The organism is Methylobacterium sp. D48H (genome assembly GCF_053345715.1).
On the sequence record NZ_JBKFAP010000008.1, the window covers coordinates 123,451 to 147,790 of the forward strand.

At 72.6% G+C, this 24,340-nt stretch carries 20 protein-coding genes and 1 pseudogene; 8 read left to right on the plus strand and 13 right to left on the minus strand.

The genetic code is table 11. The features are described from left to right. Positions 1-59 precede the first annotated feature (59 nt). On the minus strand, positions 60-812 hold the full coding sequence (locus ACLBX8_RS15970; RefSeq protein ID WP_447699001.1) for a glycosyltransferase family 25 protein: 753 nt from the start codon (positions 810-812) through the stop codon (positions 60-62). Between the two features lie 127 nt (positions 813-939). Further along, positions 940-2,145: an O-antigen ligase family protein gene (locus ACLBX8_RS15975; protein ID WP_020093076.1), complete on the minus strand. Its 1,206-nt coding sequence runs from the start codon at positions 2,143-2,145 to the stop codon at positions 940-942. Positions 2,146-2,711: 566 nt separating this feature from the next. Here ACLBX8_RS15975 and ACLBX8_RS15980 point away from each other — a divergent pair. From ACLBX8_RS15980 to ACLBX8_RS15990, 3 genes are all read left to right on the plus strand, one after another. Then, positions 2,712-3,110 (plus strand): hypothetical protein, encoded by a 399-nt coding sequence (locus tag ACLBX8_RS15980; RefSeq protein ID WP_020093077.1) that lies wholly within the window; start codon positions 2,712-2,714, stop codon positions 3,108-3,110. A gap of 192 nt (positions 3,111-3,302) precedes the next feature. Continuing rightward, a complete protein-coding gene (locus ACLBX8_RS15985) occupies positions 3,303-4,412 on the plus strand; it encodes an efflux RND transporter periplasmic adaptor subunit (protein WP_447699000.1) in 1,110 nt (369 codons plus the stop codon). Next, positions 4,405-7,572 (plus strand): efflux RND transporter permease subunit, encoded by a 3,168-nt coding sequence (locus tag ACLBX8_RS15990; protein ID WP_447715488.1) that lies wholly within the window; start codon positions 4,405-4,407, stop codon positions 7,570-7,572. The genes ACLBX8_RS15985 and ACLBX8_RS15990 overlap by 8 nt, the downstream gene beginning before the upstream one ends. Before the next feature lie 21 nt (positions 7,573-7,593). Here ACLBX8_RS15990 and ACLBX8_RS15995 read toward each other — a convergent pair whose 3' ends face one another. The 3 genes from ACLBX8_RS15995 to ACLBX8_RS16005 form a co-directional block, all read right to left on the minus strand. Then, positions 7,594-8,376 (minus strand): ABC transporter ATP-binding protein, encoded by a 783-nt coding sequence (locus ACLBX8_RS15995; RefSeq protein WP_020093080.1) that lies wholly within the window; start codon positions 8,374-8,376, stop codon positions 7,594-7,596. 85 nt (positions 8,377-8,461) lie between these two features. Then, the gene (locus tag ACLBX8_RS16000) at positions 8,462-9,241 is read right to left on the minus strand and encodes an ABC transporter permease (RefSeq protein ID WP_244435397.1); all 780 of its coding nucleotides are present in this window, start codon (positions 9,239-9,241) and stop codon (positions 8,462-8,464) included. Between the two features lie 8 nt (positions 9,242-9,249). Beyond that, positions 9,250-10,230, minus strand: coding sequence for an aliphatic sulfonate ABC transporter substrate-binding protein (locus ACLBX8_RS16005; protein WP_447681518.1), 981 nt, complete (start codon positions 10,228-10,230; stop codon positions 9,250-9,252). 662 nt (positions 10,231-10,892) lie between these two features. On the opposite strand from ACLBX8_RS16005, the gene ACLBX8_RS16010 reads away from it, so the two are divergent. Both ACLBX8_RS16010 and ACLBX8_RS16015 read left to right on the plus strand, forming a co-directional pair. Continuing rightward, positions 10,893-12,161 carry an NAD(P)/FAD-dependent oxidoreductase gene (locus ACLBX8_RS16010; RefSeq protein WP_447715489.1) on the plus strand — a complete coding sequence of 423 codons (1,269 nt, stop codon included), beginning with the start codon at positions 10,893-10,895 and terminating at the stop codon, positions 12,159-12,161. 255 nt (positions 12,162-12,416) lie between these two features. Continuing rightward, the gene (locus ACLBX8_RS16015; RefSeq protein WP_447715490.1) at positions 12,417-13,094 is read left to right on the plus strand and encodes a cell division protein DivIVA; all 678 of its coding nucleotides are present in this window, start codon (positions 12,417-12,419) and stop codon (positions 13,092-13,094) included. Positions 13,095-13,516: 422 nt separating this feature from the next. On the opposite strand, the gene ACLBX8_RS16020 is transcribed toward ACLBX8_RS16015, so the two are convergent. Both ACLBX8_RS16020 and ACLBX8_RS16025 read right to left on the minus strand, forming a co-directional pair. Continuing rightward, positions 13,517-13,939 (minus strand): VOC family protein, encoded by a 423-nt coding sequence (locus ACLBX8_RS16020; RefSeq protein WP_132368376.1) that lies wholly within the window; start codon positions 13,937-13,939, stop codon positions 13,517-13,519. Between the two features lie 253 nt (positions 13,940-14,192). Beyond that, positions 14,193-14,567 (minus strand): hypothetical protein, encoded by a 375-nt coding sequence (locus ACLBX8_RS16025; protein WP_447715491.1) that lies wholly within the window; start codon positions 14,565-14,567, stop codon positions 14,193-14,195. 92 nt (positions 14,568-14,659) lie between these two features. Here ACLBX8_RS16025 and ACLBX8_RS16030 point away from each other — a divergent pair, with 92 nt between their 5' ends. The 3 genes from ACLBX8_RS16030 to ACLBX8_RS16040 all read left to right on the plus strand — a co-directional run bounded on the left by ACLBX8_RS16030 (position 14,660) and on the right by ACLBX8_RS16040 (position 18,303). Further along, positions 14,660-15,175, plus strand: coding sequence for a DUF4188 domain-containing protein (locus ACLBX8_RS16030; protein ID WP_447698995.1), 516 nt, complete (start codon positions 14,660-14,662; stop codon positions 15,173-15,175). A gap of 139 nt (positions 15,176-15,314) precedes the next feature. Beyond that, positions 15,315-16,655: an LLM class flavin-dependent oxidoreductase gene (locus ACLBX8_RS16035; RefSeq protein ID WP_447698994.1), complete on the plus strand. Its 1,341-nt coding sequence runs from the start codon at positions 15,315-15,317 to the stop codon at positions 16,653-16,655. Between the two features lie 160 nt (positions 16,656-16,815). Further along, positions 16,816-18,303 (plus strand): HWE histidine kinase domain-containing protein, encoded by a 1,488-nt coding sequence (locus ACLBX8_RS16040; protein ID WP_447715492.1) that lies wholly within the window; start codon positions 16,816-16,818, stop codon positions 18,301-18,303. Between the two features lie 28 nt (positions 18,304-18,331). Here the strand turns inward: ACLBX8_RS16040 and ACLBX8_RS16045 are convergent, their stop codons facing one another. From ACLBX8_RS16045 to ACLBX8_RS16070, 6 genes and pseudogenes are all read right to left on the minus strand, one after another. Then, on the minus strand, positions 18,332-18,898 hold the full coding sequence (locus ACLBX8_RS16045) for a cytochrome b (protein WP_082558090.1): 567 nt from the start codon (positions 18,896-18,898) through the stop codon (positions 18,332-18,334). Next, positions 18,895-20,043, minus strand: a complete 1,149-nt coding sequence (locus ACLBX8_RS16050) for an acyl-CoA dehydrogenase family protein (RefSeq protein ID WP_447698993.1) — start codon at positions 20,041-20,043, stop codon at positions 18,895-18,897. Before ACLBX8_RS16050 ends, ACLBX8_RS16045 begins: the two co-directional genes overlap by 4 nt. Positions 20,044-20,259: 216 nt before the next feature. Continuing rightward, the gene (locus ACLBX8_RS16055) at positions 20,260-21,150 is read right to left on the minus strand and encodes a LysR family transcriptional regulator (RefSeq protein ID WP_020093092.1); all 891 of its coding nucleotides are present in this window, start codon (positions 21,148-21,150) and stop codon (positions 20,260-20,262) included. 81 nt (positions 21,151-21,231) lie between these two features. Beyond that, a pseudogene (locus tag ACLBX8_RS16060) lies at positions 21,232-21,366 on the minus strand (DUF1348 domain-containing protein); the annotation flags it as partial. A gap of 175 nt (positions 21,367-21,541) precedes the next feature. Beyond that, the gene (locus tag ACLBX8_RS16065) at positions 21,542-23,605 is read right to left on the minus strand and encodes a 2Fe-2S iron-sulfur cluster-binding protein (protein WP_447715493.1); all 2,064 of its coding nucleotides are present in this window, start codon (positions 23,603-23,605) and stop codon (positions 21,542-21,544) included. Positions 23,606-23,662: 57 nt separating this feature from the next. Continuing rightward, positions 23,663-24,280 carry a glutathione S-transferase family protein gene (locus tag ACLBX8_RS16070; protein WP_447681528.1) on the minus strand — a complete coding sequence of 206 codons (618 nt, stop codon included), beginning with the start codon at positions 24,278-24,280 and terminating at the stop codon, positions 23,663-23,665. Between the last annotated feature and the right edge of the window lie 60 nt (positions 24,281-24,340).

Genomic DNA, 24,340 nt, shown 5'->3' on the forward strand with positions numbered 1-24,340 from the left:
TTACCCCGACCGTCCCGGCCCCCGGGCTCTACCCGCCGCTGCGCGCGGTGGGACGGGCGTCAGCGCGGCGCCTGTCCCGCCAGCGGTGAGGTCTCGTCGACGAACGTCAGCTTGGCGGCGACCCGCTCCGCCAGGACCCGGCGGCGCGCGGCGAAGAGGGGCTTGAGGATCGGGTTGCTTTTCAGGAAGGCCGCGATCCTGGAGCGGGACGTGAAGATGGTCGACTCGAAAGGTTTCCGCGAGACGGCGTTCGGGACGAGCGCGCGACCGCATGTCAGGGCGCCGCGCTCGAAGAAGTAGGCCCAGTTGTCCGACGTCACCGCGACCGGGCGGTTGGCCCGCAGGATCCCCTCGGCCGCCGACCGGGTGATCACGTAGGCTGCGGCCGTGCCGAGGCTGCTCATGTCCATGGGCAGGCACAACCGGTATTCGCCGATGGTGACGGTGTCGACCGAGCTGAACGGCCCGACCGTCTCGGCCCAATTGAAGAGCAGGACGACGTCGCCGGGCCGCAAGGCGGCCTCGATGCCGGCCACGATCTGATGGATCTGCGGCGGCAGAACGACGTCATCCTCGACGATGAGCGCGTGGGGCAGGTCGAGCGCGATCATCCGCTCGTAAGCGCTCATGTGGGACAGCGCGCACCCGATCTGACCGGCCGTCAGGTCGGGTTGGAACGGGGCGTTCGGATCCGGGACCGGGCCTTCATAGCCGGTGATCTCGCAGCGCGGCCCCCACACCTCGGCGAGGTGCCGGGATAGGTAGGCGTGCCGTTCGCGGAACCGGGGCAGGGAGATGCCGAAGCAGTACATCGTAGTCACCTCTGATGGGGCCCGTCGGGCCGGCCGCGTTCGGCGGCCGTGATCCTTCCCGACCGCGTCCACGGCTCCGGCCGTCCGGATCTGCGCCGGGGTCCGGACGGCGCTCGGGCCTGCGAGCTCAATCGCGGGCGGCCGGGTCGCTCCCGTCGACGGTCGGCGACCGCACCACCGGCAGGATCGCCGCCAGCAGGAGCTGGTGGAGACCGTGATTGACGAAGAGCGGGCACTCGAAACAGACCAGGACGAAGAGCTGGCTCATGAACAGGATCGGCCACGCCTCGACGTAGCCGGAGGAGCGCGCGAAATGGGCGATCACCCGGCGCGCGGTGTCGAGCAGCGCAGCCGTGAAGAGGACCAGGCCGACGATCCCGAACGCCACGGCCGTGTCGATGAAGTTGTTGTGGAAGAACCACAGCTTCTGCTTCGTGACGAAGTGCAGGTAGGCGGCCGTGGTGAGCGGGCTCTCCCAGTAGGCCTTGTAGCCGATGCCGATGAGCGGCTCCCGCCAGAACTGGTCGAGGCCGAACTGCCAGAGGATGGTGCGGCCGGTCAGCGTGGTGTCCTTGCCGAGATCCGACAGCACGCTCGCCGAGATGTCGGCGCCCCGCGCGGCGACGACGAGGATGCCGACGCCCGCCAGGGCGATGGCGATGCCGAGGCAGAAGCCCGTCACGTGCTTGCCCTGGCGCCACGCGAAGATCGCGGCGAGCGGCAACAGCCCCGCGGCGGCCGCCACCAGGGCGGTGGCCGAGTGCGTCGACACGAGGAGCGCCAGGGCCAGGCAGAATCCGAACGCGGTCAGGAGACGGTTCCAGCCCTGCAGGAACAGGCAGGCCGCGCAGAGGATCTGGAGGCTCGACAGGGATCCGAGGACGTTCTTGTGCGAGTAGATCCCGGCCCAGTTGCCGTCCGTCCCGCGCGTCAGGGCGGGCGCCGCCACCGTGAGAAAGGCCGACAGGAGCTGTCCCGCCAGGAGGCCCAGGAAGACGATCCTGACCAGGCGGGACAGGCCCATCGTCGTCCGCAGGGTGATGCCGGCCACGATCGTCGCGAGCAGCTGGAGCCCGTGATAGGCCGAGAGGCCGGGCGTGAGGGACCACAGGGCGGACGCGATCGCCAGGAGCGGCCAGCTGAGCAGCAGCAGACGGCTGCCGAACAGGGTGGCGGCGAGGTCGCGGCGCATGACCAGGAACGCGAAGGCGATCAGGTCGCTGCCGATCCAGATCGCCTTGTCGACGCCCGGCAGCTTGATCTGCTCGCCGACCACCGGGGCGAAGAGGAACAGCACGATCCACGCGGCGGCGGCCACGCCGAGCCGCGGCATGGCCTCGGCCGCGCCATCGCCCGGTGCGCCCGAATGGGCCCAGCGGTGATCCGTTCCGTACGGCCCGCCCGGCGACCAAGCGAGATCGCCGGCAGGACCGTGTCCGAGGCCCGTCAAGTGTCGTGGAAACGCCATCGCTCGATCTCAGACGCCCCGGGTGAGGCGGTGTCCCATCCGCCCCGCGGCCTGACACCGCTCGAGGCTGCCGCGGACACGCCCCCTCGCGAGTCGACGCTATCCCGGGCATCCCGGCTCAAGAACTCGACCAAACGAGGTAGCGGCGGCGCGGCGCTCGGGGACGACCGGATCGATGCGCGGTCCCGCCGGGCCGGATGAAACAGCTCGACCGGGCCCCGTGGGATAAGATGCCGCACCGAAGATCGGCCGCCGCGACGTGAGCGGCCCGGTATCTTCGGTGCCAATGTCTGAATTCATACATTGATCCACGTCGAAGGCACCGAAATCCGGTGTGCGGCCCGCTCTCCATCGAAGATCTGGGCAGTCGCGACGGAACTCACGGGACGATTAGGCACTTGGGAGATCGATAAATCCTGGAGGAGCGTTTGATGAAGGTCTCTCACCTGGCCGGCGCGGTTGCGCTTCTGGCCCTCGCTGCCGGGCCCGCCCTCGCGGCCCCGTGCAACACCGGAACCACGAAGTCGAACAGCCCCGATCAGCAGGCATCGAATCCCAAGAGCTCCGACGTCGACAAGTCGAGCAAGAATCTCGCTGGCGGCAACCAGCCCGCGTCGCCCGGCACGGTCGGTGCCATGAACAACGTGGGCGCCAACCAGACCGCCGACCGTCAGGCCCAGACGGATGCCGGCTCCAAGTCGAACTCGACCGATCCGGCCGCCGCGAACCTGGCCGGCGGCAACCAGCCCGCGTCGCCCGGCACGGTCGGCGCCATGAACAAGGCCGCCGCCGATCGGCAGACCGCCCCGGTCTCCGGCAACGATTGCTGATCCGGACCGACATAATCCCAGCAGACCGGAAGCCCGCCTCGCACCGTCGAGGCGGGCTTTCGCGTTCCCGACCACCCGCGAGGCCCGACCCACGACCGGAACCGAGCGTGGCAGTTTGAGCTGGCCGAGTTCGGGTGTATTTGGCACCGAAACCGGGTAGATTCGGCAATCGGTCCAGGGGAGGAGAGCGACGTGCGTGGTCGCCGGGCGCTGCTGCTCATCGGAGGGGTCCTGCTCGCGGCGGCCGGTCTCGCGGTCACGCCGACGGGCGAGCGCCTCCGGGCCGATGCCGGCCCGATCGTCGCCGAGGTACGGGCGCGCGTCGCGGCGCTGATTCCTGAGCGGCGAGAGAACCTGTCGGCGGCGGCGCAGCTTCCCGCGCCGCGCACCGCCATCGAGGACGGCCGGACCCTGGTCCGGCTGACGCCGGCCGAGCGCGCCCGGATCGGTCTCGTCGCCGAGGCGCGTCCCGCCGTCCTGCACCGCCAGGAATTGACCGCCTACGGCAGCGTCCTCGACCTCGCCCGCATCACCGAGCTGACCAACAGCTACGCCGGCGCCGTGGCGGCGCTCCAGACGGCCCGCGCCCGGGTCGAGGTCTCGGCCAGCGCCGCCCGCCGGGCGCGGACCCTCGGCGCCGGCGTGGTGGCGGTGGCGCAGATCGAGACCGCCGAGGGCACGCTCCTGACCGATCAGGCGTCGGTCACGGTGGCGGAATCGCAGTTGCGCACCTTCGCGGCGACGGCGCGCCAGGAATGGGGGCCGGTGCTCGGAAAGGCGATCATCGAGCGGTCGCCGCTGGTGACGCGCCTGATCGAGCGGGCCGATTTCCTCATGCAGGTGACCTTGCCGCCGGGGGAGACCCTGCCGGAGGCGCCCAAGGCCGCTTTCGCCGAGGTGCCGCCGCAGAGCGAGCGGGTCGCTCTCCGGCTGGTCTCGCCGGCGACGCGGACCGATCCGCGGATCCAGGGGCAGAGCTTCTTCTATCTCGTCTCCGGCGACAGCGGTCTCCTGCCCGGGACCAGCACGATGGCGTTCCTGCCGGCGCCGCGCGCGGTGAAGGGCGTCCTCGTGCCGGAGGACGCCGTCGTCCACGGCGAGGGCGGCACCTGGGTGTATCGCGGGACCGGCGACGGCGCCTTCGTGCGCCACCCGGTCCGGCCGGACGCGCCGATGTCGGCCGACGCCTTCGTGGTCGAGGATCTGCCGGACGGCAGCGAGATCGTGCTGCGGGGCGCGCAGGCGCTCCTGTCCGAGGAGATGAAGAGCCGCATCCGCGTCGTGGGCGACGACGATGATTGAGCCGCCCGCTGCCGCCGGTCGCGGCGGTCCGCAGGCAGCCCTCGTCGGCTTCGCCGTCCGGCTGCCCAGGGTGGTCCTGGCCCTCGCCTGCGCCGTCCTCGTCTTCGGGCTCTACGCCCTCTCGGGGGCGCGCTACGACGTGTTCCCGGAATTCGCGCCGCCGACCGTGACCATCCAGACCGAGGCGCCGGGCCTCGATTCGGAGCAGGTCGAGGTGCTGGTCACGCAGCCCGTGGAGGTGTCGGTCGGCGGCCTGCCGGGCCTGGAGACCCTGCGCTCCACCTCGATCCAGGGCCTGTCGGTGATCACCGCCGCGTTCCGGTCCGGCAGCGACGTCGACCGCATCCGCCAGCGGGTCAACGAGCGCCTGGCGGCGCTCGCCGGCCGCATGCCGGCCGGCGTGGCGGCGCCCGCCATGACCCCGTTGACCTCCTCGACGCTGACCGTGCTCCTCGTGGGTCTCACCTCCGAGACCCGCGACGCCATGGACCTGCGCCAGGTCGCGGAGTGGACCGTGCGGCGGCGGCTCCAGGCGGTGCCCGGCATCGCCCAGGTCTCGATCTACGGCGGCGGCGTGCGCGCCCTGCAGATCCAGGTCCGCCCCGACGACCTGATTCGCTTCCAGATCGGCCTCAACGACGTCCTGACGGCCGCCCGGAAGGGGACCGGCGTGCGCGGGGCGGGCTTCGTCGACACGCCGAACCAGCGCGTCCTGCTCCGGACCGAGGGGCAGTCGCTCACCCCGGAGGCGCTCGGGCAGATCGTGCTCCACAACGACGGCGGGGCGAGCGTGGTGCTCTCCGACGTGGCGACCGTCACGGCCGCGCCCGAGCCGGCGATCAGCGCGGCCCTCGTGGACGGCAGGCCCGGCGTGCTGCTGATGATCGGCGCGCAGGTGGGCGTCGACACCCGCGCCGTGACCGCCCGCCTGGAGGCGGCCCTCGACGAGCTGCGCCCGGTCCTGAAGCGCGACGGCGTGAGCCTGCGGGCCGACCTGTTCCGGCCGGCGAACTTCGTGGACGTGGCCACCGGCAACGTGATCGAGGCGCTGGCGCTCGGCGGTGTGCTGGTGGTGGTCGTGCTCCTCGTCTTCCTCGCGGACTGGCGGGCGGCCCTGATCAGCGCCACGGCGATCCCGCTGTCGCTGATCGCCGCCGCCCTCGCCCTCCAGGCCTGGGGCGAGAGCCTCAACACGATGACCCTCGGCGGCCTCGCCCTCGCCATCGGCGAGGTCGTCGACGACGCGGTGATCGGCGTCGAGAACGTCGCGCGCCGGCTGCGGGAGTCGCGGGGCGGACGCCGCGGCCTGCCGCGCGTCGTGCTCGCCGCGATGCTGGAGGTGCGGACCTCGGTCGCCTACGCGACCCTCGCGGTGATCCTGATGTTCCTGCCGGTCCTGGCGCTGACCGGCGTCGCCGGCCGCCTGTTCGGGCCGCTGGCGCTCGCCTACATCGCGGCCGTCGTCGCCTCGCTCCTCGTGGCGCTCACGGTCACGCCGGCCCTGGCGCTCCTGCTCCTCGGGGGCCGGATCGGGCGCGACGCCGGCGCCGCGCCGCGCGATCCGCCCGTGGTGCGCTGGAGCCGCGCCGCCTACCTGCGGCTGCTCGCCGGGATCGGGCGGGTGCCGCGGGTCGCCATGGCGGGCGCCCTGCTGGTCACCCTCGCGGGCGCCGCCGTCCTGCCGACCCTCGGCGCGGTGTTCCTCCCCGACCTGAAGGAGGGGCACATGATCCTGCACATGGTCGCCATCCCCGGCACCGCGCTGCAGGAATCGGAGCGGCTCGGGACGCTGATCACCGGCGACCTGAAGGGGATCCCCGGGGTGCGCGCCGTGGCGGCGCAGATCGGCCGGGCCGAGGCCGCCGAGGACACCGCCGGGCCGCACTACAGCGAGATCCACATCGACCTCGAGCCCGGGCTCGACGGCGCCGCCCAGCGCCGGGTCGAGGGCGCCATCCGGCAGCTGATCGCCGGCTTCCCGGGGGCCGCCTTCTCGCTCAAGACCTTCCTCACCGAGCGCATCGAGGAGACGGTCTCGGGCTTCACCGCGCCGGTCGTGGTCAACGTGGTCGGCAGCGACCTCGACCGGATCGAGGCGGCCGCCCGCTCGGTGGCGCAGGAACTCTCGGAGGTGAAGGGCGCCCGGGACGTCCAGCAGGCCTCGCCGGCCGGGCTGCCGCAGGTCACGGTGGCGCTGCGTCCGGTGGATCTGCGGCACTGGGGGCTCGACCCCGTGGAGGTGCTGGAGGCCGTGCGCACCGCCTACCAGGGCGACACGGTCGGCCAGACCTATCGCGGCAACGCCGTGTTCAACGTGCTGGTGATCCTCGACGCCCGCGTGCGGGACCGCCTCAGCGCGGTGGGCGACCTGCCCCTGCGGACGCCGGGCGGGCGCTACGTCCGGCTGTCGCAGGTCGCCGACGTCTACGAGAGCGCCGGCCGCTACCAGGTCCAGCATCTCGGCGCGCAGCGGGTGCAGGCGGTGACCGCCAACGTCGCCGACCGCGACGTCGCGGGCTTCGTGGCGGCGGCCAAGCGCAAGATCGCCCGCGAGGTGCGGCTGCCGGAGGGGGTCTACGTGACCTTCTCGGGGGCCGCCGAGGCGCAGGCGGCCGCCCGCCGCGACCTGCTGGTCCATGCCGGGATGGCCGGGATCGGCATCGTGGTGCTCCTGGCGATCGTCACCGGCTCCGCGGCGAACCTGCTCCTCGTCCTCGTCAACCTGCCCTTCGCCTTCGTGGGCGGCGTCGCGGCCGTGGCGCTCACCGGCGGTGTGCTGTCGCTGGGCTCGATCGTCGGCTTCGTGACCCTGTCGGGCATCTCGCTGCGCAACAGCGTGATGTTGATCGCCCATTACGAGCAGATGGTCACCCGGGACGGGCGCGCCTGGGACGCCGCCACGGCGGCGGCGGGCGCCGCGGACCGGATGGTGCCGATCCTGATGACGTCCCTGGTGACGGGCCTCGGCCTGCTGCCGCTGGCCCTCGGGGCCGGGGAGCCCGGCCGCGAGATCGAGGGCCCGATGGCCCTCGTGATCCTCGGCGGCCTGATCACCTCGACGGTGCTGAACCTGCTGGTCCTGCCGGTGATGGCGCTGCGCTACGCCCGGTTCCGGCGCGCGGACCCCGCGGATCTGGAACTGACCGCGGTCGGGTCCTGAGACCGCGGTTCGCCGGCGGCCCTACCACCAGCTCGCGCGGGTCTCGGGCGCGGGCGGCCGGCTGCTCGTCGCCGGGCGCAGGGAGTGGTCGAGGGCGGCGAGCACGCGGCGCACGGCCTCCTCGTAGGTCGCCGCCACCGGTTCGCGCGGCCGGGCGAGCGCGACCGGGACGGTCTCGTCGAGGCGCCCGGGCCGCGGGCGCATCACCACCACCCGGTCGGCCAGGGTGACGGCCTCCCCGACATCGTGCGTGACGATCAGGATCGTCGGCTTCGACTCGGCCCAGAGACCGAGGAGCTGGTCGTGCAACCCCTTGCGGGTGAAGGCGTCGAGGGCCGAGAACGGCTCGTCGAGGAGCAGCACCCGCGGCCGCGCCACGAAAGCGCGGGCGATCGCCACGCGCTGCTGCTGCCCGCCGGACAGCTCCCGCGGCCAGCGACCGCCGTGCTCGGCGAGCCCGACGCGCTCCAGGGCGTGGGCGACGCGGGCGCGGCGCTCGGACCGGGACAGGTCGGCGAGGCCGAAGCCGACATTGCCGGCCACGTCGAGCCAGGGCAGCAGGCGTGGCTCCTGGAAGACGACGCCCACGCTCGGATGGGGCGCGCGGATCGTCTCGCCGTCGACCGCGACGGCGCCCGCGCTCGCGTGGTCGAGCCCCGCGATCAGCCGGAGCAGGGTCGTCTTCCCGCAGCCCGAGCCGCCGATCAGCGCGACGATCTCGCCCTGCTCGACCGACAGGTCGATGCCCGCGAGCGCCTGCGTGCCGTCCGCGTAGGTCTTGGAGAGGTCGTCGACGGTCAGCACGGGCGTCTCTCGGCGGGCGTGGCGTGGGGATCGCGGCGCGGGGCGGCCTCCCGGTCCGCGGCGCGCGTCCGCACCGGAGACGCGGTCACAGGCTGTCCCGCACGGTATCCTGCCACCGGGTCAGGGGGGCTGTCAGCGTGACCAGGGCCATGTCGGCCGCCTTGCCGACGAGGGCGAAGGCGATGATCGCCGCCACGATCTGATCGGGCTTGCTGAACTGCTGGCCGTCCACCAGCAGGTAGCCGAGCCCCTCCGAGGCGCCCATCAGCTCCGCCGCCACGACGAACAGGAAGCCGAGGCCGAGCCCCGTGCGCAGGCCCACCAGGGTCGCCGGCAGCACGGCCGGCAGCAGGATCCGGCGGGCGAGGGCGAGGCGGGACAGGCGGAAGATCCGGCCGACCTCGACCAGCTTGCGGTCGACCGAGGCGATCGCGCCCGAGACGCCGACATAGACCGGGAAGAACACCCCGACCGCGATCAAGAGGACCTTCGGCGTCTCCAGGATGCCGAACCACAGGATGAAGAGCGGCACCCAGGCGAGCGACGGGACGGCCCGCAGCGCCTGCAGGCTCGGGTCGAGGAGCCAGCGCAGCGGCGGGACCGTGGCGACGAGGGCGCCGGCCAGGATCCCGGCCGCCGCGCCGCAGAGGAAGCCGAGGCCGACCCGCACGAGGGTCGCCTCGACATGCATCCAGAGATCGCCCGAGACGGCCAGGGCCCAGAGGGTCGCGGCGATCCGGCTCGGCGGCGGGAGCAGCCGCCCCGACGCCGCGCCGCTCGCGACCGCGATCTCCCAGCCGATCGCCAGGACGAGCGGCAGCAGCAGACCCAGGCCGGCGCGACCGCCCCGCCGCAGCAGCGGCACGCGGCCGCTCACTGTCCGGCGACGGGATTGAAGCGCGTGTCGAGCAGCCCGTCGACGGCGGCGGACACGTCGGTGCCCGCCGGGATGATCCCGGCCTGCTGCAGGGCGGTGCCGGCCGCCTTGATCGACTGCGCCTGGGCCGGGCCGATCGCCGGCTGGGAGAGGTCGGTCCGCTCGAGCTGCCGGGCGATCACCGGCTCGGGCAGCTTGGTCGCCGCCACGAGGGCCGCCGCGAGCGCCTGCGGGTTGGCCAGCGCGTAGGCGCGCGCCCGCTCGTAGGCCGCGACCACCGTCCGGACGAGGTCGGGATGGGCGGTGGCGAAGTCCTCCCGGACGTCGAGCAGGCCCCAGGTGTTCGCCGCGGCGTCGCGGTAGACCAGCACGTCGCCGTTCTCGATCTCGGACGCCGCCATCATCGGGTCGAGGCCGGCCCAGGCATCGACGTCGCCGCGGTCGAGGGCGGTCCGCCCGTCCGCGTGCTGCAGCAGCACGAGCTTGGCGTCGCGCTCGGTGAGGCCGGCGCCCTGGAGCGCGCGGATCAGGAAGATGTGCGGATCGGTGCCCCGGGTGACGGCGACGCGCTTGCCCTTCAGGTCGGCGGGCTTGGTGATGCCGCTGTCCTTGCGGGTCACGAGCGCCGTCCATTCGGGGCGCGAGTAGGCGTAGATCGCCTTGATCGGGTTGCCGTTGATGCGCGCCACGAGGGCCGCCGCGCCGGCCGCCGACCCGAAATCGATGGCGCCGGCGTTCAGGAACTCGAGGGCCTTGTTGGAGCCGAGCGACTGGACCCAGCGGACCTTGATGCCCCGCGGCGCCAGCGCCTCCTCCAGGAAGCCCTTCTCCTTCAGGAGCAGGCCGACCGGGTTGTAGGTCGCCCAGTCCAGGCGGATCTCCTTCGGGTCGTCGGCGCGGGCCTCGCGCGGCGCGAGCGCGCCGAGGCAGGCCAGGGCGAGGCCGGCGGCCAGGAGGGATCGGCGGGTGGAGCGCATGGTTGGGCCTGATGTCGTGGCGAAACGGAGGGCGGGGTGCGGGGCCGGCGCGGGGCAGGGGATCCGCGCCGCGGCGCGGTCCCGAGCGGTCTTGTCCGGGCGGCTGGGTTCAGGGGCGCGGCGCCGTCGGCGTGACGATCGGCCGGGCGCATCCGGCGCGTCCGAGACTCGGGACCGCCCCGGTCGCGCGATCCGCGCCGACACATCCCCCGGCTGCGGGATTACGCCCGGTCCGCCCCTGCGTCTTCATCGTACCTGCGCGGCCCTCGGCGTGACTGTGAATACAAGATCCTGTCGGCCGGTCGCGGAGTCAACAAAAGGGCTTTCTCTACTTCGCGGCGTCGAAGCAAGAATTTTCGGTCGGCCGACCCAGGACGAGAAGAAATTACGCGTCCGCGCGCGCGAGGAGCGGCGTCTGTCCTCCCCGGCCGCGCCGCGGCCACGCTGGAGCCGCGCGGCCCGCACTCACGTGAGACCGCGGCTGCGGGCTGACGGGTCGTTCCGGCGCCCGAAGGCGCGCCGGGGTGGCGGCTGTGACGACGGCTGAACCGCCGGCGCTCGACTGTCGGAAGCGATCCTCGCCCGCGTCAGGACTGTAACCGTTGCCGCATCGCCGAGCGACGTGCAGAGTTCGATGTCTCCGGCACGGGGGGAACTCTGCCATGGTCTCGAGAATCGTCGTGATCGGCGGCGGCTTCGCCGGTCTGTGGGCCGCCGCCGCCGCGGCGCGCGCCCGGACCGAGTTCGGCCTCGGCGACCGCGTCGCGGTCACGGTGATCGCGCCGGACCCGTTCCACGTCATCCGGGTCCGCTGCTACGAGACCGATCTCGGCGCCCTGCGCGTGCCTCTCGACGACGTGCTCGGGCCGATCGGCGTGGAACGCCGCGAGGCGCGCGCGATCGACATCGACCCCGCGGCGCGCACGGTCACGGTCGAGCCCGCGGCGTCGTCCGCCGCGTCGTCGGGCGTCGTCGAGACGCTGGCGTACGACCGCCTCATCCTCGCCGCCGGAAGCCTGCTGTGGCGCCCCGAGATCCCGGGAATCGCGGGCGCCTTCGATGTCGACACCTTCGCGGGGGCCCAGGCCCTCGCGGCGCATCTCGATCGTCTCGGTGACGCGGGCGGGCCGGATGAGGCCGGCCGCTGGACCGCCGTCGTCATCGGCGGCGGCCTCGTGGGACTGGAACTCGCCTGCGAGCTGCCCGCCCGGCTCGCCGCTGCCAGGGACCGGGCCGGGGCCACGGGTCCGGTGCGGACCATCCTGATCGACCACGCGCGCGAGGTCGGGAGCGCCATGGGCGCGGCGGCCATGCCGGGGATCCGCGAGGCCTTGCGCGATGCCGGCGTGACCTGCATCGGCGGTGCGCGGGTCGGTGCCGTCGATCGCGCCGGGGTGATGCTGGCGGACGGGACGCGCCTGCCGGCGTGGACGAGTGTCTGCGCCACCGGCATGCGGGCGAGCCCGCTGGGCGGCACGCTCGGCCTCCCCCTCGACCCGCTCGGGCGCCTGCCCGTCGACGCCTTCCTGGCCGTCCAGGGGCTCGCTGGCGTCTACGCGGCCGGCGACATCGCCTCGGCTGCGGCGGACGATGCCGGACATCGCACGGTGATGTCGTGCCAGCACGCCCGGCCGATGGGTCGGTTCGCGGGTTTCAACGCGGTCTGCGATCTCGCCGACCGGCCGGAGCGGCGGCTGCGCTTCGCCGCGCCCGACTACGTCACCGTGCTGGATCTGGGCGCCTGGGGGGCGGTCTACACCGCCGGCTGGGATCGTGGCACGCTGGTCGCGTCGGGCGCCGCCGCGAAGGCGACGAAGCGGATCATCAACGGCACGCGCATCTATCCGCCCCTCGACCGCGACGCCGCGTCCATCCTGGCCGCGGCCGCGCCGATCATCCAGGCCGCGCCCGCGACGCAGGCCGCGCGATGACGCCGGCCCGATCGCGGCCGGTCCGGGAGTCCGGTCGTCGGCGGACGATAACCTGGCGAAACCGTGCGAAGCGCCTCGGAGACTGGAACCGATCCGGTGGAAGATTGTCGAGGCTACCCGTCCGCGCCTGCCGAGACTGATCGGGCCGCCACGAACCGTTCGGGATTCGCGCCGCCGCGCCGCCGATTAACCATCCATTAACCATACCGGAGATTGTATTAGCTATTGCCAAAATCCCGCCAGGGTAGAGCCATCATGGTCGCGGCCCCCACAGCCACGTGGTCCCACATCCTCTCGCAGGTCGCCGACAGCCTGGATCGCTTCGTCGAGGGACCGTCCGCCGAGATCCTGAAGCTCAAGCCGTCCTTCGACACGGTCGAGGGGCCGGCCGCGCTGTCCGCGCCGCGCATCGAGCCCGTCGCGCACCCGCCGATCCTGCCGGAACCCGCGGTCAACGACGCGGGCCCCGCGCCGGTCCCCTGCGAGTCCGAGGCGGTGTCGGACTGGATGAGCACGCTCGACATCATCACCGGCATGGCCGGCCGCGCCGAAGCGCAGAAGCAGCGCCTGCAGGAGCAGAGCATGTCGCACGAGGCCGCCCTGGCCGCCGCGCAGCGCGCGCTGGCGGAGACCCGGCACCGCCTGCAACTGTCCGAGATGCGCGTCCGCGAGGTCGAGACCCGCGCCGATATCCGGCTGCAGCGCGTCCAGGCCGAGGCGGACGCCCAGGTGCAGGACATCCGCGCGGAGGCCGAGGCGCGCGTCCGGACGATCCGCGCGGAGGCCGAAGCCTGGGTCCGGGCCGCCGAGGAGCAGGTCCGCGTCGCCGACCTGCGCGCGGAGACCGCGGAGAAGTGGCTCGGCCGGATCGACGCGGCCGCCAAGGCGCTCCTCCTGGGCGGCCACGTGAGCCGCGGGCCGGCGGGCGCCTGAGGCCGAGTGCCGGGGCCGGACCATGGCCGCGTCGGGCACCCGGCCCCTCCGCGGCGCCGCTTCAGGCCGTCCGCCGGGACCCGTTTCCGGACGCGCTCCGCGCCGAGGACGGAGCGCCGCGGTCTCCCGCGCGGTCGAGGCCGGATCGCCGATCCGCGGGTGGGCCGTACCGATCCGGTCTGTCGCCGTCGCGGCACTCGCCCTGGCGCTGCCCCTCTGCGGCTGCGTCTCCGGCCGCGCCCCGTCCGCCGACATCGCCGTGGCGGAGCCTCCGACGGCCGCGCCGGCCGCGGCGCGGCCGCCCGATCCGGCCCTCGACCCGGCCATCGTCGCGGATTCGTCCGGGTGGCGCCTGCGGCTCACCCACCTCTGAGGCGCGGCCTTCCCGGCACGGCCGATCTCTGGGCGGCCTCCGCGCCCGCTCAGAGTCCGAACGTCACCCGACCGCTTTCATCGATCCGCCAGGCCGGGTTCCAGGCGATCTCCCAGGCATGTCCGTCCGGATCGCTCAGATATCCGCGGAATCCGCCGTGGGGCGGTTCGTCGGCCGCGCGCAGGAGCGTCCCGCCCGCCGCGACGAGCCGCGCGATGGTGGGCGCGACGTCGCCGCGGTTCGGGACGTTGTGGGCGAGGCAGAACGCGCTCGGGCTCGGTTCGCTCGCGCGCCGCATGTCCTGGTCGAGGTTGGGGTTCTGCCAGGTTCCGAGCATGAACCCGTTCATCTGGTAGAAGACGATCTCGTCGTTCTCGAACACGGGAGCCCAGCCGAAGCCGTCGCCGTAGAAGGCGCGCGACCGGCCGAGCGATGAGACGCCGAGCGTGATGACCGAGATCTGCTGCTGCATCGTCGGATCCTAGCATCCGACACGGGCGCGTCGCGCGAAATCTCGAAGGCCTTGCGCCGTCGACACGATGCCAGTCGGCCAGCGCACGCGGTGGACGGGCCCATTGTCCGGCCGCGCGCTCGGCGCCGACGCGCCGCTCTCTCGATCCTCGGTCTTACAGAATGTTCACGTCGTCGAAGGGCAATTGTCAGCTGGGCAGCGCAACCCGGGAAGCGATCAGCGATTGACGAGAGAGAGCAGAGTTGAAGAGCTCTCAGGCCCCGGCAGGGGCGATCCACTTCAGGGAACCGAGGCGATGATCGATCCTGGCACTTTCCGCGAAGCCATTCTCGCTGTGGTTGTTCTTGGAGGAGGGGCTCTCGTGGTCGAACAGTACATCCGCACGCGCGCCTGGCCGCGCTCCCAGCAGAATGGCCCGGATTGCGGCAAGCGCACGCGCTGAGCCGCGCGCGACCCCGAACGATCCGGCGACGGAGCGGAGATCTCCGAGGCGGTCGGCACGAACCTCGAGGATCTCCGCGGCGGCGCGCGCGGGAGCGTCCGCCCGGATCGCGGCTGCCGCGCGGCGGCCGTGACGGAGGTCGACCGGGTTCGTCCGATACTGCCGGACTTCGCAGGTCGTAAGCAACGCGGTCCACGAATATTGCTCGCCGACCGCGTCGTCGCCTATTCTCGACGCTGAAGGCCCGCCAAGACCGGCCGGCGAGGGAGGGCGCGATCATGGGCGCGAACCGGCGACACGCGGTCCCGGACTTCTCGGGCTACCCGGACCTCGTCGTGATCTATCTCGGAATGAAGGTCCGCACCCTGGCCGGCGTGAAGACCCTGCTCGGCTTCGGGCCGCGGATCGACAGGGTCGGCGCGGCGCGGCCGGAGGGCCTCCTGCACTACGAGAACAACATCATCTTCAGCCTGCGCCCGCTCCATGTCGGCATGCGCTGGTACTGGCGGGACATGGACAGCATGGTCGCGTGGTCCAAGTCCGAGCCGCACCGGATCTGGTGGCGGGATTTCCTGCGCGACACCCGCGGCGTCGGCATCTGGCACGAGACCTACCACATGCGCGGCGGCATGGAGGCGATCTACCACGACGTGGCCGAGCCGGTCGGATTCTCGGCCTTCATGCCGATGCAGGAGGCAAGGGGCTCGCTGGCGGCCCGGCACGGGCGTTACGCCTCGTCCGACCTGCGCGACCTCCCCGCCGACAACGCGCCGGACGCCGCAGTCCCGCGCTGAGGCTCCGGCCGCCCGGCCGGAGTTCCGGTGCGGCGGATGAGCCGTGCGCGACGCGGGGTCCGCCCGTGCGCACGGTTCGGCTGGACACCGGCCCGCGCGGAAGGCACGGAGCGGAGCAGGCACGATGACGGTCGGTTCGATGAGACAGGGTACCCTGCGCCTCGGCGCGTTCTTCTACGCGACCGGCCACCACGTCGCGGGCTGGCGCCATCCCTCCAGCGAGGCCGACGGCGGGCTCGTCCTGGAGCGCTATGTCGGCTGGGCGCAGCGCGCCGAGGCCGCGAAGTTCGACCTCATCTTCCTGGAGGACGGGAGCGGGATCCGCGACCTCGACCTGCGGTCGAGCGAGCGCACCGCGCGCTCGACCCATTTCGAGCCGCTGACGCTGCTGTCGGCCCTCGCGGCGGTGACGCGCCGGATCGGTCTCGTCGCCACCACCTCCACCAGCTTCAACGAGCCCTTCAACGTCGCGCGCCGGTTCGCCTCCCTCGACCATCTCAGCGGCGGGCGCGCCGGCTGGAACCTCGTGACCTCCGCGACCGACGCGGAGGCGGCGAATTTCGGCGGCGACCGGATCGGCCGTCACGCCGACCGCTACGAGCGCGCCGAGGAATTCGCGGACGTGGTCCTCGGCCTCTGGAACACCTGGGACGACGGCGCCGTGATCATCGACCGCGCGAGCGGCCAGTTCTCGAAGCCGGACGGCTTCCGCCCGCTGGATCACCGGGGCAAGCATTTCGAGGTCCGCGGTCCGCTCAACATCTCGCGGACGCCGCAGGGCCAGCCCGTGCTGGTGCAGGCCGGCGCTTCCGGGCCCGGCAAGGACCTCGCGGCGCGGACCGCCGAGATCGTCTTCACCGCGAACCAGACGCTGGAGGAGGCGGTCGAGTTCTACGGCGATCTCAAGGGGCGCATGCCCAGCTTCGGTCGTGCGCCGGATGACCTCAAGATCATGCCCGGCCTGTTCCCCGTCGTCGGGCGCAGCGAGGCCGAGGCGCGGGCGAAGTTCGAGGCGCTGCAGGACCTGATCGACCCGGTGGTCGGGCTGGCGCTGCTCGGTCGCATGATCGGCGGCCACGATCTGTCGGGCTACGATCCCGAGGGGCCGGTGCCGGAGTTGCCCGAGACCGAAGGCATCAAGTCCCGCCAGCAGCTCATGTTCGACCTCGCCCGCCGCGAGGGCCTGACCCTGCGCCAGCTCTACCTGCGCATCGCCGGCGCGCGCGGCCACTCGCAGATCGTCGGTACGCCGGCCCAGATCGTGGACGAGATGGAGGCGCGGTTCCGGGCCGGCGGGGCGGACGGCTTCAACATCATGCCGCCGACGCTGCCCGGCGGCCTCGACGACTTCATCGCGCTGGTCCTGCCGGAGCTGCGGCGGCGCGGCCTGTTCCGCACCGAGTACGAAGGCCGGACGCTGCGGGACCATCTCGGCTCGCGCCCGCCGGCCGGGTTCGGCCCCGGTCGGGCCGCGGTGTAGCGGCGGGCCTCTTCCCGTGTCCGATCGGGCAAGGCGTCGCGACCCCCTGCGGCGTCTCGGACCGCATCATGATTGCGCACAAGCGATCCCCGCTGTGGTACAGCCACGCCACGAGGGCCGAAGGCCGCCATCGGCGAGTCGTGACAGGGGCGACCGGGCATTGACGGATCAGCAGGAACGCACGCGTTTCGAGGCGGAATTCGCCCGCACCGACGCGAGCACCGACCCCTTCGTCTCCGCCGTCCGGGCGACGCGGATGCCGATGCTGATCACCGATCCCCATCAGCCGGACAACCCCATCGTCTTCGTCAACGCCGCCTTCTCCAAGTTGACCGGGTACGGCCACGACGAGATCATCGGCCGGAACTGCCGGTTCCTTCAGGGGCCCGAGACCAGCAAGGCCGACATCGCGAAGATCAGGGCGGCGATCGCCCGCCGCGTGCCGATCGAGATCGAGCTCCTGAACCACAAGAAGAACGGCGAGCTCTTCTGGAACCGGCTGCTGATCTCGCCGGTCTTCGATCGCGACGGGGAGCTCACCTACTTCTTCGCGTCGCAGTTCGACGTGACGCTGGAGCGGGAGAAGCTCGCGCGGATGCAGCGCGACCGGGAGGCGCTCGAGCAGGAGATCGAGCGCCGCACCAGCGACCTGACCCGCAGCGAGGAGCGGCTGCGATTCATCCTGAAGGCCGGACGTTTCGGCTCGTGGACCCTCGATCTCGCCGACATGCGGCTCGTGGCCTCCGAGACCTGCAAGGAGAATTTCGGGCGGGCGCCGGGCGAGGCGTTCAGCTACGAGGACCTGATCGCCGCGATCGAGCCCGAGGACCGGCCGCGCATGCAGGCGGCGGTGCAGACATCGATCCGCGAGCACAGCGACTACGACATCGAGTACCGGGCGCGCACGCCCGGCGGCGAACTGCGCTGGCTGCAGATCCGGGGTCAGACCTTCTACGACTCGGTCGGGCAGCCGCTGAGCATGGCCGGCGTCTCCATCGACGTGACCGAGCGCAAGCGCGCGGAGGAGCACCGCGCCCTCCTGGCTGACGAGTTGAATCACCGGGTGAAGAACTCGATGGCGACCATGCAGTCGATCGCGCACCAGACCCTGCGCAACGCCGCCTCCCTGGAGGAGGCGCATAGGACCCTCGACGCGCGTCTGCACTCGCTCTCGGCGGCCCACGACGTCCTGACCCGCCAGAGCTGGATCGGGGCCACGCTCGACGTCATCGTGGAGGGCACCCTCCAGGCGTTCCGGGGCGGGGCGGGACAGCGCTTCCTGATCAACGGACCGGAGGTGTGGCTGACGCCGCGCCTGACGCTCGCCTTCACGATGGCGCTGCACGAACTGGCGACCAACGCCGTGAAGTACGGCGCCCTGTCGAACGACCGGGGGCGAGTGGTCCTGAACTGGGACGTGGTCGACGGGGCGACGCCGGCCCGTCTCTGGTTCCGCTGGGAGGAGGTCGGCGGACCCGCGGTGACGGCACCGGCCCGCGGCGGGTTCGGCACGCGCCTCATCGAGCGGGCGCTGGCCGCCGAGATGGGCGGCTCGGCCGAGATCGAGTACCGACCCCGCGGCGTGGTCTTCACGCTGGACGCGCCGCTGCCCGACCGCGCGCCCGCCGCGGCGGAGGCGACGGGCTGAGGATCGCGTCCCGCGGGCCCGCCGCCGGTCAGGTCATGCGGGTCAGGACGGTCTCGTTCCAGAGCCTGCGGTGCAGGAACGCCATCGCGGCGTGGCCGAGCACGACGACGAGAAGCGTGAAGCCCAGCCAGTAGTGGAACAGGTCGGCGGGCAGCATCATCCACTCGATCTTCGTCTCGCGGGCCGGCATCACCGGGATGCCGTAGGGCGCGAAGGGCTTGCCCGATCCGTACTGGCGCAGCAGCGCGAGGCTCGGGACCAGGACCATCAGGAGATAGATCAGGCCGTGACCGGCCGCGACCGCGCGCCCCGGCGCGCCCGGATGGGCGGGGCGCCGGTGAAGGTTCGCGAGGCCCCACACTCCGCGCAGGAGCACGAGCACGAACAGGGTGAAGCCGAGGGTGAAGTGGCTGCCGCCGATGAGGCGGGTGAGCGCCGCATCGCCGATCGTGACGTAGAGCAGCGCCCCGGTGAATTGCCAGGCGAACAGGGCCGCCATCACCCAGTGGAAGCCGCGGCTGACGCGGCCGTACCGCTCCGGCGTGTCCAGCCAGACGGTCCGCGATGCGGTGGCGTGGCCGCTCTGCCCCGTCACGCGGCGTTCTCGGTCCAGAGGTCACCGGCCAGGCCGTCCCCGCGCAGGATCTCGGAGGCCGCGCTGGTGAGCGCGTGATCCGGTCCGGGCTGGCGCAGGTAGGTGGCGAGATCGCGCGACAGCCGCTCCAGCGGATGGCCGCGCAGGAAGCCCTGGAGGCCGACCGAGCGCTGGGCCAGCTGGAGGATGTCGAGGCCGGCGCGCTCGACCGCGAGGCGGACCAGGTTGATGTAGGCGACGACGCGCTCCGGCGGCATCGCCGCGTCCGACGCGACCTGCGCCCCGCGCTCGACCCAGAGACGCGCGCCCTCGACCGCGATGGCACCCTCGCCGAGGCGCGCCAGCTGGTGCGGATCGCTCCCCCGGCCGAGGCGGCGCAGATGGCCGCGCCAGGCATCGAACACGGCCTCGATGCCGCCGAGCTGCACCGCCGCGAAGCGCCACGCGCCGCCCGAGAAGGCCGGCTGCCGGAAGTAATCGTCGGGCTGACCGAGGATATCGTCGGCCGCGAAGGCGAGGCCAGTGAAGTCGATCGTGCCGGTCGCCGAGGCGCGCATGCCCTGCGCCCGCCACGCCGAGAGATCGGACCGCGTGCCGGCGTCGAGCGGCACCACCATCATCGCCGTGCCGCCCTGTCCCGGATGCCGGGCGGTGACGAGGGCGCGGGTGACGAAGCCGGCGCCCGACGCGAAGGTCTTCACGCCGCGGAGATGGCCGTCGACGTCCGAGGCCTCGATCGTGAGGCCGCCTTCCCCCGGCTCGGTGTTCCAGACACCGAACAGGTGGCCGGCGCGCGCGTCGGCGAACAGGCGGACGCGCTGGGCGGGTGAGCCGTACCGGGCGACGAGCTGGAGGGCGTTGACGTGACCCTCGTAGAGCCGGCCGAGAGCGAGGCTTCCGTAGCCGACCAGCCGCAGAACCTCCGCCAGGGCACCGGCGCCCGGCTCCGTCCCGAGGCCCGCGCCGCCGTGATCCACCGGCACGGGCGCGGCGAGCAGCCCCAGGCGGGCGAGATCGGCGATGTCATCCAGTGGGAAGCCGTCGTCGTGATCCTGGGCGTCGGCGCGCGCGGGCGCCGACGCGGCGATCGCGCGCGCGGCCGCCTCGGAATCGTAGACGGGATCCAGGCGGGTCCACTGATCCATGCGCCTGACTCCTCTCAGAGCGCCACCGCGTCGACATCCGGGCGAATGGCCGCTGAGGGGCGGTTGCCCACGGTCGCGCGCTCGGGTCTCGTCACGTATGGGCCCCCATTGCCCGCAGAAGATGCGGAAGATCCTAAAAAAACTAACCTAAGACTGAGCCATCCTTTCCCCGGCCGCGGCTGCGACCAATGCGACCGTCGTCGATCCGGGCTGCTCTCAGTTCAGCGTCCGGTTGGCGCGCAGCCGCGCCACGGCCAGGTCGACGAACGTCCGCACCTTCGCGGGCGCGTGCCGGCCTTCCGGGTACAGGACGTGGACGGGCAGCGGCGCTTCCTCGTAATCGGCGAGCACGATCTGCAGCCGGCCGTCCCGCAGGTCCGGGCCGATCTGGTAGTTCAGGACACGCGCCAGCCCCCAGCCCGACCGTGCGGCGCCGATCGAGACCTCGTTGGTGTTGCCCTCCAGAGTGGGGCGGACGACCACCCGCTCGTTCCGGCCGAACCGCCACTCCGGCGACGCGAAGGCCCCGGTGGAGACGGCGATCCGGTGGCGCTTGAGATCCGCCGGGGTCGCCGGCACACCGTGCCGCGCGAAGTAGTCCGGGGCGCCGCAGATGACGTGGCGCACCGACCCGACTCGAGCGGCCGTGAACCCGGAATCGGTCAGGTGGCCGATGCGGATCGCCACGTCGATCCCCTCCTCCACCATGCTGACCGGCCGGTCGACGAAGAGGGTCCGCGCCACCATGGTCGGGTAGGTGTCGAGGTAGTCGGTGACGATCGGGAGCACGTGCATCCGTCCGAACAGGACCGAGGCCGTCACCGCGAGCGTGCCCGACGGCGTCGCGTTGGAGCCGGCCGCCGCCGATTCCGCCTCGGCGATGTCGGCCAGGATCCGCCGGCAATCCTCGTAGTACCGGCTGCCCGCTTCCGTGAGCTTCACGGAGCGGGTCGTCCGGATCAGGAGGCGGGCGCCGATGGTCTCCTCGAGCGCCGCCACGGCGCGCGTCACGGCCGGCGGGCTCATGTGCAGGAGGCGGGCGGTCTGCGCGAAGCTCGCCGTCTCGGCGACCTTCGCGAAGATGCGCATGGCCTGCCACCGATCCATAGCCTCGCTCCGGGTTCTCGCCGCCGGGTCGCGACGCTCACGCCCGATCCGGCCCGCCGCGTCGGCGTCCCGGCCGATCGGTCAGAAGCCGAAATGGCTCAGGCCCGGATGGTCGTCCGGCCGGCGCCCGAGGGGCCAGTGAAACTCGCGGTCCGATTCCGCGATCGGCAACGCGTTGATGCTGCTGTGCCGATAGCGCATCAGCCCACCCTCGGCGAGGCGGACTTTCGTGATCGCGCTCTGCGCGTCGAAGGGCGGCAGCGGCGGACGGGACAGGATGGGCTCCTTGTCCTCGGGGAAGGTTCAGCCCGGCTCCGGTAGCGGCGCAGGATGATCCGCCGGCGCCGGTCCCGCAAGGCGGAACACGGCGCGGGCCGCGCCGTCGCGCGCGTCACAGCGCGAGCTGCACCCGGTCCGTGCCCTCCGCGGGCACCGCGGAGCAGATCAGCACCTCGTCCTCAGCTACCGGTGCGCTCGGTTCCCTCGGATAGGTCACCGCGCCGGCGAGCAGCTTGGTGCGGCAGGTCCCGCAGCTGCCCTCGCGGCAGCTGAACTCCGGTGCGAGACCCCGCGCCTCGGCGAGGTCGAGGAGGCTGCCCGAATCCGGCGTCCAGCGCGCTTCCTTGCCGGTGTCGAGGAAGGCGATCGGCACCGTCTCCGTGGAGGCCGGTGGCCGCGGGGGCGCGGATGCCGCCGTTCCGGTGTCGCGGTTGAGCCCCGAGGGACCGAACGCCTCCGCGTGAATCCGGTCGTCCGCCACGTTGTAGCCGCGCAGGCCGTCATAGAGCGCCTGGGTGAAGGTTGACGGGCCGCACAGGTAGAAATCGTAATCCGCGAAGGCCAGGAACCGCGTGAGCAGGCCCATGTCGATCCGGCCCGCGGCCTCGTAATCGACGCCGGCCGTCGCATCGGAGACATCGCTGAGAACGCGCACGATCCGCACGGCTCCCTGCGCCGCCGCGGCGAGTTCGGATAGCTCCCGATCGAAGGCGCGCTCGGCGCGGGTGCGGGCGGCGTAGACGAGCGTGGTCGGCCGGATCTTGCGGGTGCGCAGGCCCTCGTAGACCACGTGCCGGAGCATCGCGAGGAGCGGCGTGATCCCGACGCCGCCGGCGAGCAGCACGGCCGGGCGCGCCGCGCTCGCGTCGAGGGTGAAGCCGCCGCCGGGCGCGCGCGCCTCGACGATGTCGCCGACCCGAACTCGGTCGTGGAGGTGCTGCGAGACGGTGCCGTCGCGCTTCACGCTGATCCGGTAGGTCGGGTCCGAGGGCGCGACCGAGAGCGTGTAGGTCCGGATGACCGGCGCGTCGGCCCCTGGCAGTGACACGCGGATCGGCAGGTGCTGGCCCGCGCGGTGCGGGAGCCGCCCGGCCCCGTCGTCCGGGGTCAGGTGGAAGGACCGGATCGTGCGGCTCTCGTCGACGATCTCGGCTACCCGGAACGGCCGCCACTGCGTCGCGCGCTCGGCCGCCCGGACGCGGTCGGCGGCCTCTGCCCAGTCGCCGGTCATCAGCGCGTTCGGCGACCAGCCGTCCGGCCGGAAAGACCAGCGCAGCGGCAGGGCACCGCGTCGGCGGATCACCCGGCGCGGGCGGAAGCTCCAGAGCCGCTCGGCGCCCTGGAAGGCCGCGATCTCGGGCGAGTCCAGGATCACCGCGGCGTCGCCGGTCAGCTGCAGGAGATCGCCCGTCTCGAAATCGGTGAAGACCAGGCCGGCCCTGCCGTTCAGGAAGATGTTCCCGAGCGTGGCGAAGAACAGGTTGCCGGCGAAGTCGGGGATGGTCAGCGTGCCGTCCGCGGCGACGCGGACGAACCCCGCCTTGCCGCCGCGATGCGAGACGTCGACCTGGCGCCGGCCCTCCCGGTCGGCGTAGGAGGCCACGAAGAACGTGTCCGCCGCCGCGATCAGGCCGCGGGCTTCCGGGTCGAGCTCCGCGCTCTCCTCGGCGAGGGCCGGAGCGGGGGCGCCCGGCTCGCCGACGAAGGTCCTGTCGCGCAGCTGGATGTATTGCGGGCAGTTCCCGAAGCTCTGGTCGACGGCGAAGTGCAGGACTCCGCCGGCCGTGGAGCGGACGAGGCCGTTGACGCGGTTGCGGCGGCGGCTGTCCAGCGCGATCCCGAGGAGGCCGATTGCGTCGCCGTCGCCCGTGCCGTCGGACGCGGGGTCGGCCGGGTCCGGCCGCGCGGCGATGTCGAGGGTCGTGGCGGTCGGCGAGGAGATGAAGCCGGGACGGCCGGCCAGGAGCGTGGCCCAGGCGTCGCCCTGCCGGTCGACGCTGCCCAGCACGATGAAGGGGATCTCCGCGAAGAAGGCGCGGTGCTGATCGGGCATGAAGTCCCGCACCACCCGCTGGCCGACCACCGCCATCCGGTCGGCGGCGCCGACCGTCTCCTGGATGGACGTCTCGCCGGCATGCCATGTCGGCAGCGTCGCAAGGGTCTGACCGTCAGCCATCTTCGCGCCCTCCATCTGCATCCGCCCCCGGGCGCGGGTGCGCCCGGGGCCTTCCGGTCACGCCGCGGCCGTGAGGCCCGCGGGGGTCTGGGCGAAGGGGACGAAGCCCGGCAGGCCCTCGATCCGGCGCAGGAAGGCCTCGACCCGCGGGTAGCCCGACAGGTCCACGTTCCCCTCCGGGGCGCGGGCGAGGTAGCTGTAGACCGCCACGTCCGCGACGGTCGGCCGCTCGGCCGCGAGCCAGTCCCGGCCATCGAGATGCGCCTCGAGCCGCCCCAGGAGCGTGTGCGCCCGGGCGATCACCTCCTCCGGATGGAACTGGGCGCCGAACACCGTGATCAGCCGCGCCGCCGCCGGCCCGTAGGCGAGTTCGCCCGCCGCGACCGAGAGCCAGCGCTGGACCGCCGCCGCGGCGCGCGGATCCTCGGGCAGCCAGTCGGATCGGCCGAGCCGCTTCGCCACGTAGACGAGGATGGCGTTGGAATCTGAGACGATCACGCCGTCGTCGTCGAGCACCGGCACCTGACCGAACGGGTTCATGGCCAGGAAGGCCGGCGTCTTGTGTCCGCCCGCCTTCAGGTCGACCTCGATCAGCTCGTGCGGGGCCTCGACCAGGGAGAGGAACAGGCGGGCCCGATGCGCGTGGCCGGAGAGGGGATGGTGGTAGAGCTTCATGACCGTGGATCTCCGTCGGGGGCCGGGATCGCCCCGGGCCGTGTGAGGAGAATGCCGCCG

Coding starts and splice junctions, on each gene's coding strand:
- ACLBX8_RS16010 (WP_447715489.1), top strand. CDS start 10,893: ATGGTCTCGAGAATCGTCGTGATCGGCGGCGGCTTCGCCGGTCTGTGG.
- ACLBX8_RS16055 (WP_020093092.1), bottom strand. CDS start 21,150: ATGGATCGGTGGCAGGCCATGCGCATCTTCGCGAAGGTCGCCGAGACG.
- ACLBX8_RS15970 (WP_447699001.1), bottom strand. CDS start 812: ATGTACTGCTTCGGCATCTCCCTGCCCCGGTTCCGCGAACGGCACGCC.
- ACLBX8_RS16015 (WP_447715490.1), top strand. CDS start 12,417: ATGGTCGCGGCCCCCACAGCCACGTGGTCCCACATCCTCTCGCAGGTC.
- ACLBX8_RS16065 (WP_447715493.1), bottom strand. CDS start 23,605: ATGGCTGACGGTCAGACCCTTGCGACGCTGCCGACATGGCATGCCGGC.
- ACLBX8_RS15980 (WP_020093077.1), top strand. CDS start 2,712: ATGAAGGTCTCTCACCTGGCCGGCGCGGTTGCGCTTCTGGCCCTCGCT.
- ACLBX8_RS16030 (WP_447698995.1), top strand. CDS start 14,660: ATGGGCGCGAACCGGCGACACGCGGTCCCGGACTTCTCGGGCTACCCG.
- ACLBX8_RS16070 (WP_447681528.1), bottom strand. CDS start 24,280: ATGAAGCTCTACCACCATCCCCTCTCCGGCCACGCGCATCGGGCCCGC.
- ACLBX8_RS16035 (WP_447698994.1), top strand. CDS start 15,315: ATGAGACAGGGTACCCTGCGCCTCGGCGCGTTCTTCTACGCGACCGGC.
- ACLBX8_RS15990 (WP_447715488.1), top strand. CDS start 4,405: ATGATTGAGCCGCCCGCTGCCGCCGGTCGCGGCGGTCCGCAGGCAGCC.
- ACLBX8_RS15975 (WP_020093076.1), bottom strand. CDS start 2,145: ATGCCGCGGCTCGGCGTGGCCGCCGCCGCGTGGATCGTGCTGTTCCTC.
- ACLBX8_RS16020 (WP_132368376.1), bottom strand. CDS start 13,939: ATGCAGCAGCAGATCTCGGTCATCACGCTCGGCGTCTCATCGCTCGGC.
- ACLBX8_RS16005 (WP_447681518.1), bottom strand. CDS start 10,230: ATGCGCTCCACCCGCCGATCCCTCCTGGCCGCCGGCCTCGCCCTGGCC.
- ACLBX8_RS16050 (WP_447698993.1), bottom strand. CDS start 20,043: ATGGATCAGTGGACCCGCCTGGATCCCGTCTACGATTCCGAGGCGGCC.